This is a genomic window from Streptomyces sp. SM11 (assembly GCF_002910905.1).
GTDB lineage: Bacteria > Actinomycetota > Actinomycetes > Streptomycetales > Streptomycetaceae > Streptomyces.
Genome location: NZ_NEUE01000177.1, coordinates 15,597 through 30,218 on the forward strand (window position 1 = coordinate 15,597; position 14,622 = coordinate 30,218).

Here is a 14,622-nt window from a genome sequence, read left to right on the forward strand (position 1 = left end):
GGTCGTGACCCCTGAACCATACGAGCGCCTGTCGCCCCGCTCGCCCGACGAAGAGCTGTTCCGGGACGCCCTGCACCGGGCCGTCGGCCCGCTGTCCCTCCAGCCGGATCTGGTCGCCGACGCCGTACGGGAGGGGCGTCGGCGCCGGGCCAGGACCCGGGCGTTCGCGGTCGCGGGCGCCTTCGTCGCGGTCACCGCCGTGACCCTGGGCCTCGCCGTCCTCGGCCCCTGGCTGCTGGCGGGACCGGAGACGGATCCCGCCGTGCCCGCCGGACCGTCCCTCTCCTCGCCCGCCCCCTCTCCCCGACGTACGGAGCCACACCCCGAGATGCCGAGCCCCACGCCCACCCCCGAGTCGAAGGGGCCCACGGCCGAGCCGACGACGCCCACCACCTCGACGCCGCTCCTGTCGGCCCCGCCCGGTCCAGGCCCCGAGGAGGCCACGCGCCTGGAGGACTTCCGGCAGCGGGTGGCCAGGGCGCTGGACGCCCTGCTGCCCGCGTCGATCGGGACCGTCCTGCCGGTCGGCGACGACGCGCGGAGCTACCAGGGGCGGCGCGGCGGCATCGTGCACTCCGTCCGCCTGTCGGTGCGCCCGGGTCAGGAGGGCGCGGCGCCCGCCTGCCGCGACATCCCGGAGAAGAGGCTGACCTGCGAGGTCCTCACCCTGGACGACGGCATACCCGGCCACCTCTTCCGGCGGCCCGCCGCGGGACGGACGGGCACCGAGGTCTCCCTCCGGTACCGGTCCGGCCGCAGCACGGTGGCACTGTCCGTCTCGCCCGCGCCGTCCGGGGCGGGCGGCGCTCCCGTCACCGCCGGGGACCTGGTCCGGGTCGCCCGGAGCCCGCGGTTCGGGGACCTGATCGCTTACGCCGACGAGCACCCGGTGTCGCGGAGCGGGGCCGCCTCGTGACGCGCCGCCGCACCACGGGCACGCTGCCGCCCGCGTACGGGGAACCCCCGTACGCGGAACCGGACCGTGACGAGGAAACGTTCCGGCTGCGGGTTCCGCCGCCCCGGACCCCGGGACGGCGCGCAGGACGCGCGGAACGCACCCGGACCGGTTCCCGGGGCGGCTCCCGGTCCGCGGTACGGTCCCGGGCGCGGCGTAGGCAGCGGAACCGACGCCGGGCGATCGGCCTCGCCGTGCTGGCCCTCGCGGCCGTGGCGGGCGCGGCGCTCCTCGTCGGCCACCCCTGGCAGGACGGGGGCGGTCCGGCGAACGCGGCGCCGGCCCCGTCCCGTACGGCTCCGGCGGGCGGAGCGGACAGCGCGGAGCCGCTGGAGGACACCCCGCCGCCCACTCCCCCGCCGTCCCCGTCCCCGTCCCCGTCCGCCTCCGCCTCGGAGGAAGAGGAGGAGGACACCCTCCGGGCCGAGGACGTCCCCGCCTCGGGACCCGGCACGTTCACCGTGGCCCGTGCGGGCGTCACCGCGAAGGGCAAGGGCAGCGCCTACCGGGTCGAGGTGGAGGACGGCATCGGCGTCGACCCCGACCGGGCCGCCGCGGACATCGCCGCCGTCCTCGCCCATCCGCGCGGCTGGAGCCACGGTGGCGACCGATCGTTCCGCCAGGTCGCCGACGGCTCGGCGGGGCTCGTGATCAAGATCGCCACTCCGGCGACCACGGACCGGTTGTGCGGTGCCTACGGCCTCAACACGCGCGGCGAGGTCAACTGCCGGGGCGGTGAGAAGGTGATGGTCAACCTGAAGCGCTGGCAGCTCGGTTCGCCGCAGTTCGACGGGCCCGTCTCGGAGTACCGGGCGCTGATCGTCAACCACGAGGTCGGCCACTGGCTGGGGCACGGCCACGAGACCTGCCCGGGGGAGGGCCGTCCCGCGCCCGCGATGATGCAGCAGATCAAAGGGCTGAAGGGCTGCGTCGCCAACGCCTGGCCGTACGACACCAAGGGGATGTATCTGGGCGGCCCGAAGGTGCCGTGACCTCCTCCACGGAGCGTACGGAGTCGGTCTCAGCGGGCGCGGTGCACAAGCCGCCCCGCGAGCACCGTCGCCACGCAGGCGCCCGCCCCGCCCGCGCGCAGCGCCGCCTCGTCGGGCACGTCGAAGACCGCGAGGTCCGCGCGCCCGCCCACGGTCAGCGGGCCGTGGGCCGTGCCGGCCAGCTCCCCGCCGGCCGCGAAGGGGTCCAGGTCCGGCACGCCCCCGCGTACGGGCGGGGGCGGGGCCTGGACCAGCCCCGACCGGGAGACGGCCGTGCGCAGCGCGGGCTCGTCCGCACCGAACGGGCCCACCACATGCGTGGTGCCGTGCCGCAGCATCCGCTGGAGCCCGCGCCGGACGCTGCCGGCCCGCCGGGTCGCGTCCATCGCCGCCGCGAGCCGCTCGAACTCCTCACCCCACAAAGGCAGTTCGCCCAGCTCGTCGGCCTCGCGCGGGTCGGGGTGGTAGCAGCGGACGAGCAGCTCCCGGGCCCGGTCCTGGCGCAGTCCGGGCGTGAGGAGGCCGGGCCAGCGGCGGACCCGGGCGGCCGGGTACGCGGCGACGACCTCCTCGTACGGGCCGAGGGCCGCGATCCGGTCGCCGTCCACCGCGACCGCACCGTCCACGACGGCCGCCGCGCCCACCGGGAGGACCAGGGGCGCGGCATGGATCGTCAGCACAGGGCGAGGGCCTTTCGTCTGGATCAGTTCGGATCAGGGAGCGGAGTCCGGTGCGTGCGGCTGCAAGGCGGAGGACTGAGGCAACACGGACTGAGGCAACACGGACTGAGGCAACGCGGATGGGGCCTCCCCTGCTCGACGAGCGAGGCCGAGAGCTCGGGGGAGCGCGTGCCGGGGCACGCGAGCCCACCCTGATCCAGACGGAAGGCCCTAGTTGGCGTTGAGGAGCTTCAGCTCCGGGTGGGCCGTGCCGCCCTCGATCGCGGTGGAGGAGATGTGCGAGACCACCCGCTCGTCGACCGGGTCCATCGCCGGGTCGTCGTGCACGACGAGGTGCTCGTACGTCGTGGCGCGCTGGGCGGGGACCCGGTCCGCCTTGCGGATCAGGTCGATGATCTCCAGCCGGTTGGAACGGTGCCTGGCCCCGGCCGAGGAGACGACGTTCTCCTCCAGCATGATCGAGCCGAGGTCGTCCGCGCCGTAGTGAAGCGACAGCTGGCCGACCTCCTTGCCGGTGGTGAGCCAGGAGCCCTGGATGTGGGCGACGTTGTCGAGGAAGAGCCGGGCGATGGCGATCATCCGCAGGTACTCGAAGAGGGTGGCCTGCGTCTGGCCCTTCAGCTTGTTGTTCTCCGGCTGGTAGGTGTACGGGATGAAGGCGCGGAAGCCGCCCGTGCGGTCCTGGACGTCCCGGATCATCCTCAGGTGCTCGATGCGCTCGGCGTTGGTCTCGCCGGTGCCCATCAGCATGGTGGAGGTGGACTCGACGCCGAGGCCGTGCGCGATCTCCATGATCTCCAGCCACCGCTCGCCGGACTCCTTGAGCGGTGCGATGGCGGTGCGCGGCCGGGCGGGCAGCAGCTCGGCGCCCGCGCCGGCGAAGGAGTCGAGCCCTGCGGCGTGGATCCGGCTGATGGCCTCCTCGGCGGAGACCTTCGAGATCCGGGCCATGTGCTCGATCTCGGAGGCGCCCAGCGAGTGGATGACCAGCTGCGGGAACGCCTTCTTGATCGCGGAGAAGTGCTCCTCGTAGTACTCCACGCCGAAGTCCGGGTGGTGGCCGCCCTGGAACATGATCTGGGTGCCGCCCAGCTCCACGGTCTCCGCGCAGCGGCGCAGGATGTCGTCGAGGTCGCGGGTCCAGCCCTTGTCAGTGGCCTTGGGCGGTGCGTAGAAGGCGCAGAACTTGCAGGCCGTCACGCACACGTTGGTGTAGTTGATGTTGCGCTCGATGATGTACGTCGCGATGTGCTCCGTACCGGCGTACCGGCGGCGGCGTACGGCGTCGGCGGCGGCGCCCAGCGCGTGCAGCGGCGCGGACCGGTAGAGGTCGAGCGCCTCCTCCGGGGTGATCCGACCGCCTTCGGCGGCTCGGTCGAGGACGGGCTGAAGGTCGGCCTTCTCGGTCACCGGGCTGTCACCTTTCGGCGGTTTTTCTACGGATCCTCGGACCGATCCAGCGTACGCCAGCGATGTGCGCCGTCAGCCGCCGGACCGGGTGAGCTTCCCGTACGGGAGACCTGCGGCGCGTTCCTTCGAGCGGTAGTCCAGGGTGCCGTCGTCCGCGAGTCGGAAGACCAGGTCGGCCTCGGTGGTGGTGCACAGGCCGGGAGTGCTGGGGCGGTCCGGGTCGGTGGCCTCGCGGATGTTCAGCTCCTTCGCGGTGCCGGAGGCGAGGGTGCCGACGCTGTTGCAGGTGACGGTGATGCCGAGCTGGGAGATCGTCGTACTCATCCGGACGACCTGCTCGCCGCGTCTGCCCTCGGTGAACACGGCGGTGAGGGTGCCGTGCGGCTGACCGGTCGTCTTCTCGGTGACCGGCCCCTTCCAGGTGCCCACGTACGCCTTCGGCAGCGCGCCGGCCGGGGCCTCGCTCGCGCCGGCGGAATCGGCGGGCGTGGGCTTCGCGGAGGAGGGCGGCGGGTTGGCCGCGCTGTCGCTGCCCTTGCCCCGGTCGGCGTCGCCGTCCGGGAAGAAGCCGTCGAGCAGGCCCGTGCCGAGGGTGACGACCGCGAGCGCGCCCGCCACGGCCAGGGCGACGGTGCAGCTGACCCGGCGGCCGCGGCGCGCCCCGGAGGTCCGCCGGTTCTCGGCGCTGACGGTCAGGGAGAGACGGGGGTCGCCGCCGTCGCGCTGCTCGGGCAGGCCACTCGCGCCGTATGCGCCGTGCACGCCGTCGCCACCCTGCCGGTAGGTCCCGGCGTGCGTGGGGGGCGGCGGGGGTGCGGTGGGTGCGGGCTTCGCGCGCGGAGGCGTCGGTGGCGGTGGCGGGGGCGGCATCCCGTACGTGTCGTCCTGCGGATGCGGTGTCCCGTACGCGTCGTCCTGCGGATGCGGCGTCCGGTACGGCACGTCCTGCGAGGCTTCCTGCGGGCTCGATGTCCCGTACGGCGCTCCCTGCGAAGCCTCCTGCGGGCTCGGTGTCCGATACGGCGCTCCCTGCGAAGCCTCCTGCGGACGCGGTGTCCCGTACGGCGCTCCCTGCGGGCTCGGGGCGGGCGGGCCGAATTCCCCGCCCCGGCCCGGTGCGGCCTCCCCCGGCCGGGGCCCGGGCCCCGGTCCCGCTCCCAGCGACGCGCTGCTGAACGGTACGGGCCCCGACTGCACCGGCGCGTCCTGCGGTTCCAGGTCCAGCAGCGCCACCGCGGACCGGCTGACCTCGCGCACCAGCCGGCCCGGCAGCCAGCCGCCCGCCACCATCACCGCCGCCCCGCCGGGAGCGAGCGCACGGGCGAGGTCGGCCGGGGCGGGGCGGACCGCCGGGTCCTTGGCGAGGCAGCCCGCGACCACCTCGCGCAGTTCGCCCTCCAGGTCGCCCAGTTCGGGTTCCTCGTGGACCACCTTGTAGAGGAGCACGGCGGAGGAATCGCCCGGGAAGGGGGCCGCGCCCGTCGCCGCGTACGCGAGGACCGCGCCCAGCGAGAAGACGTCGGCCGCGCCGGAGACGTCCCCGCCCCGGATCTGCTCGGGCGCCATGTAGCCGGGCGAGCCGACGGAGACCCCGGTGGAGGTGAGCGAGACGGTCGCGCCGAGGGCCCGGGCGATGCCGAAGTCGATGAGGCGGGGGCCGTCGAGGGCGAGCAGCACGTTGGAGGGCTTCACGTCGCGGTGGACGATGCCCTGGCCGTGGACGACCGCGAGGGCCTCGGCGAGACCCGCGCCCAGGGTGCGTACCGCGTGTTCGGGCAGCGGGCCGTGCTCGGTGATCGCCTGGGAGAGCGGCGGCCCGGCGACGTACCCGGTCGCCACCCACGGCACCGGGGCGTCGGGGTCGGCGTCCAGGACCGGGGCCGTCCACTGGGCGCCGATGCGCCGGGCGGACTCCACCTCGCGCCGGAACCGGGCGCGGAACTGCTCGTCGAGGGCGAATTGGGGGTGGACGACCTTGACCGCGACCGTGCGCCCGCCCGCGCTGCGGCCCAGATAGACCCGGCCCATGCCGCCCGCGCCGAGCCTGCCGAGCAGCCGGTAGGCACCGATGGTGTGCGGTTCGCCCGCTTCCAGCGGCTGCATATGGACTCCCCCTGTGAACCCTGCGGACGGTGAACCCGTGGACGGTATTCCCTGTGGACGGTCCGGACCCGGACCGAAGCCTAGGGGGCGCCACCGGCGCGGTCACCGGGAAACGGCCGGACCATTCCCCCTTCTCCGGTCAGGAGGGGATCATTTCGCCCCGGGGAAAGGCGTGAATGTGTTGTTCCGCCTTGCCCTCGCATTCCCTGCCCCGGGACGGAAAGGGAATTCTCCCCATTCCCCGGATCAGCCGCCGAGCAGCTCCACGCGGACGTCGGCCGGGTAACCGGTGTCCCGGCCCGTCCGGCGGGCGAACTCGCGGACACCGGCCAGCTGGTCCGGGCCGAAGCGGAAGTCGAGCGTCGTGAAGTACTGCTCCAGTACCTCCGCGTCGAAGGCCTCCCAGCGGGCCGCCTGCTCCGCGACCTTGGTGACCTCCTCCAGGGAGAGGTCCCGGGAGGCCAGGAACGCCTCGTGGACCTGGGCGGCCTGCTCGGGGTGCGCGGCGAGGAAGTCCTTGCGGGCCGCCCAGACGGCGAAGACGAACGGCAGCCCCGTCCACTCCTTCCACATCTGGCCCAGGTCGTGGACCTGGAGCCCGAGCCGGGGGGCGTCGTGCAGGTTGGCACGCAGCGCGGCGTCGCCGATCAGCACGGCGGCGTCCGCCTCCTGCATCATCAGGCCCAGGTCGGGCGGGCAGGTGTAGTAGTCGGGCTCGACCCCGTAGCGCTCGGCAAGCAGCAGCTGGGCCAGCCGCACCGAGGTGCGGGAGGTCGAGCCGAGGGCCACTCTGGCCCGGTCGAGCTGCTCCAGCGGGAGCTGGGAGACGATCACGCAGGACATGACGGGCCCGTCGCAGCCGACCGCGATGTCGGGGAAGGCCACCAGGTCGTCGGCGTTGCGCAGGTACTCCACGAGGGTGACCGGGCCGATGTCCAGGTCCCCCCTGATCAGCTGCTCGCTGAGCCGCTCCGGGGTGTCCTTGGAGAGCTCCAGGTCGAGCAGGGTTCCCGTCCGGGCCAGGCCCCAGTACAGCGGGAGGCAGTTCAGGAACTGAATGTGGCCGACGCGGGGCCGGCTGCGACGGTCGTCGTCGCCTTCACGGGGGGAGACGGTTGAATTGTCCACATCGCGAGGCTAGACCCGCATTCGGCCGCGAGCGCCACCGGGGCCCGCGCACCCTGGTCCGCGCCCCGTCCGTACGCCGCTCCGCGCCTCTTCCGGGGGCCTTCCGTCGGACGCCTGACGAGGGCTGTCAAACATTCGGGTGCAGTGATCTTTCCCTCTACCGCTCGCCAGAGACTGCGTGCTAGGCTCGCCCGCAAGTTGCAGTTTGGTTTCCCTTGCAGTACAGAGCCTGCGGAGCATGTAACCCGCAGGCTTTTGTAGTTTTCAGACTTGTTTGCAGGTTCTGGAGCAGGGCAACCCTTTGGCCCAAGGAGGGCTTATGGCTACCGGAACCGTCAAGTGGTTCAACGCTGAAAAGGGCTTCGGCTTCATCGCCCAGGACGGCGGCGGCCCGGATGTCTTCGTTCACTACTCCGCGATCAACGCCTCCGGGTTCCGCTCTCTCGAGGAGAACCAGCAGGTGAACTTCGACGTCACTCAGGGACCCAAGGGTCCGCAGGCTGAGAACGTCACCCCGGTCTAGTTGCCCGGGTCGGTCGATCGCGGCCGTACAAGCAGTACCCAAGGAGCCCCGCTCCCCCGCTTCGGCGGAGGAGCGGGGCTCCTGCCTGTGTACGACCGGATCTGTCGGGCCACGGCGGTGCAGCGAGAAGCCCCGGCGGCCCTTGACCTTGACACCGTGTGAAGGCGTGCAGTGGGAGCCATCATGTTCACCATCGGAGACTTCGCCAGGTACGGACGGGTGTCGCCCCGCATGCTGCGTCACTACGACGCCATCGGTCTGCTGCGCCCGGCCCGCACCGACCCCGCCACCGGCTACCGCCTCTACGGCGCGGCCCAGCTCGCCCGGCTCAACCGGATCATCGCGCTCAAGGACCTCGGTTTCACGCTCCAGCAGGTGGGGGCGGTCCTGGACGAGCAGGTGGGCCCGGAGGAGCTGCGCGGCATGCTGCGGCTGCGCCGGGCCGAGCTGGCGGAGGCGGTGGCGGCCACGTCGGCGCGGCTGGCCCGGGTCGAGGCGAGGCTCCGGTCGATCGAGAGCGAGGGGCACATGCCTGCCGACGACGTTGTGGTCAAGACCGTTCCGGCGGTCCGGGTGGCCGAGCTGACCGGGACGGCCACGAGCTACCAGCCGCAGGACATCGGGCCGGTGATCGGCCCGCTGCACGAGAAGCTCTTCCCGCTCCTGGAGGGCGCCGGCGTCCGGCCCATCGGTCCCGGGATCGCGCGGTACGAGGACGGCCCCGGGAGCGACGGCGCGATCGTCGTGCACGCCGGGGTGACGGTGTCGGCCCCGGTGGGCGCGGTCGGGGACACGGAGGTGCGGGTGGTGGAGCTGCCGCCGTTCGAGGCGGCGACGATCGTGCACCGGGGCGCGATGGACGACGTCCTGCCGGCGACCCACATCCTGGCCCGCTGGCTGGACGCCAACGGCTACCGCTCGACCGGCTACGCCCGTGAGGTCAATCTGGAGTGCCCGGCGGACCGGAGCGCGTGGGTGACGGAACTCCAGGAGCCGGTGGCGAAGGCCTGATCCGGGGTACGGGGAGGAGCAGCCGTACCGGTGCTCCTCCCCGTATCGACGTCTCCGCCTACGCGCCCGCCCAGAGCCCGTCCTCCGTGAGCCCCAGCAGGTCGATCGCGTTGCCCCGGACGATCCGGTCGACGACGTCCGGGTCCAGGTGGCCCATCTGCTCCTCGCCGACCTCGCGGGAGCGGGGCCAGGTGGAGTCGGAGTGCGGGTAGTCCGTCTCGTACAGGACGTTGCCGACACCGATGGCGTCGAGGTTCTTCAATCCGAAGGCGTCGTCGAAGAAGCAGCCGTGGACACGCTCGGCGAACAGCTCGGACGGCGGCCGGTGGACCTTCTCGGCGACGCCGCCCCAGGCCCGGTTCTCCTCCCAGACCACGTCGGCGCGCTCCAGGATGTACGGGATCCAGCCGATCTGCCCCTCCGCGTACATGATCTTCAGGTTGGGGAAGCGTTCCAGCTTGCCGCTCATCAGCCAGTCGACCATCGAGAAGCAGCAGTTGGCGAAGGTGATGGTGGAGCCGACGGCGGGCGGGGCGTCGGCGGAGGTGGACGGCATCCTCGACGAGGAGCCGATGTGCATGGCGATCACGGTGCCCGTCTCGTCACAGGCCGCGAGGAACGGATCCCAGTCGTCCGCATGTATGGACGGAAGCCCGAGATGGGGAGGTATCTCGGAGAACGCGACCGCGCGCACGCCCCGCGCGGCGTTGCGCCGGACCTCGGCGGCGGCGAGCTCCGCGTCCCACAACGGGACGAGCGTGAGCGGGATGAGGCGGCCGTGGGCCTCCGGTCCGCACCACTCCTCCACCATCCAGTCGTTGTACGCGCGCACACCGAGGAGCCCCAGCTCGCGGTCCTTCGCTTCGGTGAACGTCTGTCCGCAGAAGCGCGGGAAGGTCGGGAAGCAGAGGGCGGACTGGACGTGGTTGACGTCCATGTCGGCGAGCCGGTCCGGGACCGAGAAGGAGCCCGGCCGCATCTGCTCGTAGGTGATGATCTCCAGCTTGATCTCGTCCCTGTCGTAGCCGACGGCGGTGTCCAGGCGGGTGAGCGGGCGGCGCAGATCCTCGTACACCCACCAGTCGCCGACTGGCCCGTCGTCGCCCTTCGCGCCCATCACGGGCGCGAACCTGCCGCCCATGAAGGTCATTTCCTTCAGCGGTGCGCGGACGACGCGCGGCCCGGAGTCCGCATACCTGGACGGAAGCCGGTCCCGCCAGACATGAGCGGGCTCCACCGTGTGGTCGTCCACCGAGATGATCTTCGGGAAGGTCTCCATGCGCTCCACGGTAGCGCTGATCTGACGAACCGTCAGCTATCGTGCGCGCATTGGCCCCTGACGCGGCACGGGGCATGGTTCCCGAATCGTTGTCGAGGGCTTGTGCAGAGCGTCACCCACTGCTGACGAGTCCGCCCGGGACAAGGCAGACTGTTGAGCGCGATACCAGCGGTACCGCGCCATCCGGATGCCTGCCGCACATCGACGCACGGGCGGACATTCGGGCGCGGGCACCACCGGCAGGATCCGCAGACGAGCGGGACCGGCAGGCGAGCAGGACAGGGGGCATCAATGGACCGTGACGACGGGCCACGCGTGCGCGTACCGGAGCAGCGTGCTCCGGAGAAACCGGGTACGGCGGACGCCCTCAGGTTCACCGTGCTCGGCCCCGTACGGGCCTGGCGGGGCTCGGAGCTGCTCTCCTCCGGCTCGCCCCAGCAGCGCGCCCTGCTGGCCGCGCTGCTGCTGCGCGATGGCCGGACGGCCACCGCGGGCGAGCTGATCGACGCGTTCTGGGGCGAGGACCCGCCCTCGCAGGCGCTGGCCACGATCCGGACGTACGCCTCCCGGCTGCGCAAGATCCTGGGCCAGGACACCCTGGTGAGCGAGTCCGGCGGGTACGCGATCCGGACCGACCGGGCCACGCTCGACCTGACGCTGGCACAGGACCTGGCGGCCGAGGCCGAGAAGGCCCGCGCGGCCGGGGACCGGTGCCAGGCGCGCACCCTGATCAACAAGGTGCTGGGCCTGTGGGACGGCGAGGCGCTGGCCTCCGTCCCCGGGCCGTACGCGGACAACCAGCGCACCAGGCTGGAGGAGTGGCGGCTCCAGCTCACCGAGACCCGGCTCGACCTGGACCTGGAGGTCGGCTGCCACGCGGAGACGGTCTCCGAGCTGACCGCGCTCACCGCCGCGCACCCGCTGCGCGAACGCCTGCGCGAGCTGCTGATGGTGGCGCTGTACCGCAGCGGCCGGCAGGCCGAGGCCCTCGCCGTGTACGCGGACACCCGCCGGCTCCTCGCGGAGGAACTGGGCGTCGACCCGCGCCCCGAACTGGCCCAGCTCCAGCAGCGGATCCTGCGCGCCGACGAGGAGCTGGCCCGCCCGGCGGACGAGCCCGCCCCCGCGCCCGCACCGCTGCGCCCCGCGCAACTCCCGGCGACCGTGCCCGACTTCACGGGCCGGTCCGCGTTCGTGTCCGAGCTCGGCAGCCGGCTGGCCGCCGCCGAGGGCACGGTGATGGCCGTCTCCGCGGTGGCCGGGATCGGCGGCGTCGGCAAGACGACGCTGGCCGTGCACGTGGCCCACCAGGCCCGTCGGCACTTCCCGGACGGGCAGCTCTACGTCGACCTCCAGGGCGCGGGAGCCCGGGCCGCCGAGCCGGAGACTGTGCTCGGGGCGTTCCTGCGGGCGCTCGGGACCGCGGACTCGGCGATTCCGGAAACCCTGGACGAGCGGGCCGCGCTGTACCGCTCGACACTGGACGGCCGCCGCATCCTGATCCTCCTCGACAACGCCCACGACGCCGCCCAGATCCGCCCGTTGCTGCCCGGTACGCCGGGGTGCGCGGCGCTGGTGACGAGCCGGGTGCGGATGGTGGACCTGGCCGGGGCGCATCTGGTGGACCTGGATGTGATGTCGCCGGAGGAGGCGCTGCAGCTGTTCACCCGGATCGTCGGGGCGGAGCGGGTCGGCGCGGAGCGCGAGGCGGCGCTGGACGTGGTGGCCGCGTGCGGCTTCCTGCCCCTGGCCATCCGCATCGCCGCGTCCCGGCTGGCCGCCCGCCGCACCTGGACGGTCTCGGTCCTCGCCGCCAAGCTCGCGGACGAGCGCCGCCGGCTGGACGAGCTCCAGGCGGGCGACCTCGCGGTGAAGGCCACGTTCGAACTCGGCTACGGCCAGCTGGAACCGGCCCAGGCCCGCGCCTTCCGCCTCCTGGGCCTCGCGGACGGCCCGGACATCTCCCTCGCCGCGGCGGCGGCCCTGCTGGACCTGGACCCGCACGCGGCGGAGGACCTCCTGGAGGCCCTGGTCGACACGAGCCTGGTGGAGTCCGCCGCCCCGGGCCGCTACCGGTACCACGACCTGGTGCGCCTCTACGCGCGTGCGTGCGCGGAGCGGGACGAGCGGTCACCGGTGGAGCGGGAGCTGGCGCTGTCGCGGCTGCTGGACTTCTATCTGGCCACGGCGGCGGGGGTGTACGCGCTGGAGCGGCCGGGGGACCGGCTGGTGGATCACCTGGAGCGGACGGACCACCCGGGCCTCGCGTTCGGCGACCGGCACGCGGCGCTGGACTGGCTGTACACGGAGGCCGGCCCTCTGCTCGCCTGCGTCCAGCAGTCCTCGGGACCCGGAACCCTGCGTCGAGGTGTCGACCTCCTGTGGGCGGCCCTGGACCTGGGGGAATCGGGTGCCAACGCGAAGCAGTACGAGACCGCCGCCATCACTGTTCGCAACGCCGCGCGAACCAGCGGCGATCAGCGGTCGGAAGCCCGCGCCCTCGTCACCCTGGCCGATGTGCACCACACCTCGGGCAGGTTCGACCAGGCCGAGCAGGAGGCTGAGAACGTCATACTCCTGGTTGAACCCGAGCATGACCCGATGCCCAGTTGCTGGGCACCCAACGCCCTGGGCATCATGGCGCTCTACCAGAGCCGCCACGAAGACGGCGAACGGTACTTCAACCAGGCCATAAACAACTTCCGCGGCATTCAGGACAGGCCGGGTGAGGCGAGCGCCCTGTGCAACCTCTCGCGCATACACCTGGCGACCGGACGCATCACCAGCGCGGTGGCGTTGGCCGAGGAGGGCACAGCCGTCTACGACAGCATGGGCCACGCCCTCCGGAGCGCCAACGGCCGCTATGCGCTGGGCATGGCCCTCACCCAGAGCGGACGGTTCTCCGAGGCCTCTGAGCGGCTCCTGGAAGCGCTGGAGGTCTTCCGCGCCAGCCGCCAACGCCTGTGGGAGGGAATGACCCTGTTCCGCCTCTCCGAGGTCGACCTGTCCTCGGGTAACGCCACGGACGCGGCGGTGAAAGCGGAGCAGGCCCTCACCGCACTGCGGGGCGTCGGCGGAGAATGGCGGCGAGGGAACATCCTCACCGTCCTCGGCCGGTCCCTCAGGGAGATCGGGCAGTCCGAGCGAGCGGAGGTCTGCTGGCGTGAGGCGCTCGCCATCTACGACGCACTCGGTTCACGCGAAGCGGACCAAGTCCGCTCACTGCTCTCAGCGGTTGGCTCGGACTCCCCTCAGTAGCCGTCCACGTGGGGTGTTCATCATTCGTTTATCGCGACCGGCCACTCTCATGTCTGTCAATCCGTCGCGTCGGGGGGCAGACGGGCTGGCGATGAGGCCGTGGCACTAAGGTAAGCGGCCCTGAGGCGCCCGCCCGGCCGTCCACGGGGGAACAGCCGGGCGGGCCCCACCACTCGACACGAGCACTGCCAACGGGAGAACGAATCATGGCTGACGCGACGAAGAAGAACCCGGTCATCAAGCCGCAGGACATGCACGCCACCGGCGGCGAGACGATCACCACCCAGGACATGCACGCCACCGGCAGCCCGCTCAAGCCGCAGGACATGCACGCCACCGGCGGCGAGACGACGACCGGTGACATGCACGCCACGAGCGAGCCCGCCAAGTAGACCTTCCCGACGGGGATACGGGGGAGCGGCCGCGGCGACGCCGAGGGGGAGCCGCCGCGGTCGCGGTACGGGGGAATGTGTGAGGGGCCCGAGACGGGGGAAACGCTCGGGCCCCTCACGCATGTCCGGGACCGACGCCTACAGGCCCCGCAGCTGCACCCTCGGCCGGCACAGCTTCCCCAGGTCGTCCAGGTCGGACGTGAACAGCGCCGTCCGGCCGGTCTGCCGGTGCGCGACGGCGGCGAGCGCGGCGTCGATGGCGTACTTGTGGCCGTGCAGTCCGGCCTCGCGCAGAAGGCGGATCGCCTCGTCGGCGATGTCCTTGGTGACGGGTTCGACGACCACCCGTGCCATCGCCCAGTTCCACGCCGGCATGCGGATCTTGCCGTGATACGCCTCGATGAGCGTCATGGAACTGGTCACCACCCGGATGCCCGACTGATGGGCTTTCGTCAGGATGCCTGTGAACGTGCGATCCCGCAGCGCGATCCTGGACAACGCCTCACTGTCCAGGACGAAGCAGATGTCTTTCATCAGGCGGCAGCCGGCTGATCGCCAAGGCCGTCGGCTTCCCGCTCCTCGAACCACCGCTCGATGTCGCGCAGCTCCGCGGCGGCCGCGGCCTGCTCCTCCTCGGTGAGCGGGCCGTCCTTCTCCTGCATCCAGGTGACCAGCTCCCCCAGCCGGTCATGCTCACGCTGCCGCTCTATGGCCCGCGTGACATACGCGCTGAACGCGCCGGGGCCCACCTCGCTGCGGATCTCCTCCGCCAGCTCCTCCGGCAGGGTGACCGTGTACTTCTTGGTTGCCATACTCTCGACCATACCGCCGGGACGCCCCCGACAGCCTCCCCCGCTCACTCCATCCAGTGAAATCGAATGAACGTTCCCC

At 72.3% G+C, this 14,622-nt stretch carries 13 protein-coding genes; 6 read left to right on the forward strand and 7 right to left on the reverse strand.

All coding sequences use genetic code 11. The features are described from left to right. The first annotated feature begins 4 nt into the window (after positions 1 to 4). A complete protein-coding gene (locus B9S58_RS16110; protein ID WP_103532800.1) occupies positions 5 to 916 on the forward strand; it encodes a hypothetical protein in 912 nt (303 codons plus the stop codon). Continuing rightward, a complete protein-coding gene (locus B9S58_RS16115) occupies positions 913 to 1,947 on the forward strand; it encodes a DUF3152 domain-containing protein (RefSeq protein WP_103532801.1) in 1,035 nt (344 codons plus the stop codon). Before B9S58_RS16110 ends, B9S58_RS16115 begins: the two co-directional genes overlap by 4 nt. A 29-nt stretch (positions 1,948 to 1,976) precedes the next feature. Here the strand turns inward: B9S58_RS16115 and B9S58_RS16120 are convergent, their stop codons facing one another. The 4 genes from B9S58_RS16120 to B9S58_RS16135 form a co-directional block, all read right to left on the reverse strand. Next, the gene (locus tag B9S58_RS16120; RefSeq protein ID WP_103532802.1) at positions 1,977 to 2,627 is read right to left on the reverse strand and encodes a hypothetical protein; all 651 of its coding nucleotides are present in this window, start codon (positions 2,625 to 2,627) and stop codon (positions 1,977 to 1,979) included. Between the two features lie 210 nt (positions 2,628 to 2,837). Continuing rightward, the gene (mqnC, locus tag B9S58_RS16125; protein WP_103532803.1) at positions 2,838 to 4,037 is read right to left on the reverse strand and encodes a cyclic dehypoxanthinyl futalosine synthase; all 1,200 of its coding nucleotides are present in this window, start codon (positions 4,035 to 4,037) and stop codon (positions 2,838 to 2,840) included. 72 nt (positions 4,038 to 4,109) lie between these two features. Then, positions 4,110 to 6,140 carry a serine/threonine-protein kinase gene (locus tag B9S58_RS16130; protein ID WP_103532804.1) on the reverse strand — a complete coding sequence of 677 codons (2,031 nt, stop codon included), beginning with the start codon at positions 6,138 to 6,140 and terminating at the stop codon, positions 4,110 to 4,112. A 246-nt stretch (positions 6,141 to 6,386) separates the two neighbouring features. Beyond that, the gene (locus B9S58_RS16135; RefSeq protein ID WP_103532805.1) at positions 6,387 to 7,268 is read right to left on the reverse strand and encodes a menaquinone biosynthetic enzyme MqnA/MqnD family protein; all 882 of its coding nucleotides are present in this window, start codon (positions 7,266 to 7,268) and stop codon (positions 6,387 to 6,389) included. Positions 7,269 to 7,587: 319 nt separating this feature from the next. On the opposite strand from B9S58_RS16135, the gene B9S58_RS16140 reads away from it, so the two are divergent. Together B9S58_RS16140 and B9S58_RS16145 are read left to right on the forward strand one after the other, a co-directional pair. Further along, the gene (locus B9S58_RS16140) at positions 7,588 to 7,791 is read left to right on the forward strand and encodes a cold-shock protein (RefSeq protein WP_003984261.1); all 204 of its coding nucleotides are present in this window, start codon (positions 7,588 to 7,590) and stop codon (positions 7,789 to 7,791) included. A 183-nt stretch (positions 7,792 to 7,974) separates the two neighbouring features. Continuing rightward, positions 7,975 to 8,802 (forward strand): MerR family transcriptional regulator, encoded by an 828-nt coding sequence (locus B9S58_RS16145; RefSeq protein ID WP_103532837.1) that lies wholly within the window; start codon positions 7,975 to 7,977, stop codon positions 8,800 to 8,802. Positions 8,803 to 8,860: 58 nt separating this feature from the next. Here B9S58_RS16145 and B9S58_RS16150 read toward each other — a convergent pair whose 3' ends face one another. Further along, positions 8,861 to 10,081, reverse strand: a complete 1,221-nt coding sequence (locus B9S58_RS16150; protein ID WP_103532806.1) for an amidohydrolase family protein — start codon at positions 10,079 to 10,081, stop codon at positions 8,861 to 8,863. Positions 10,082 to 10,372: 291 nt separating this feature from the next. On the opposite strand from B9S58_RS16150, the gene B9S58_RS16155 reads away from it, so the two are divergent. Both B9S58_RS16155 and B9S58_RS16160 read left to right on the forward strand, forming a co-directional pair. Next, complete coding sequence (locus B9S58_RS16155) at positions 10,373 to 13,339, forward strand: BTAD domain-containing putative transcriptional regulator (RefSeq protein WP_103532807.1); 2,967 nt, start codon at positions 10,373 to 10,375, stop codon at positions 13,337 to 13,339. Positions 13,340 to 13,545: 206 nt separating this feature from the next. Further along, complete coding sequence (locus B9S58_RS16160; RefSeq protein WP_103532808.1) at positions 13,546 to 13,731, forward strand: hypothetical protein; 186 nt, start codon at positions 13,546 to 13,548, stop codon at positions 13,729 to 13,731. Positions 13,732 to 13,869: 138 nt separating this feature from the next. On the opposite strand, the gene B9S58_RS16165 is transcribed toward B9S58_RS16160, so the two are convergent. Both B9S58_RS16165 and B9S58_RS16170 read right to left on the reverse strand, forming a co-directional pair. After that, positions 13,870 to 14,265 (reverse strand): PIN domain-containing protein, encoded by a 396-nt coding sequence (locus tag B9S58_RS16165; RefSeq protein WP_103532809.1) that lies wholly within the window; start codon positions 14,263 to 14,265, stop codon positions 13,870 to 13,872. After that, entirely contained in the window at positions 14,265 to 14,543 is a 279-nt protein-coding gene (locus tag B9S58_RS16170) for a hypothetical protein (protein ID WP_258044619.1), read from the reverse strand. Before B9S58_RS16170 ends, B9S58_RS16165 begins: the two co-directional genes overlap by 1 nt. Between the last annotated feature and the right edge of the window lie 79 nt (positions 14,544 to 14,622).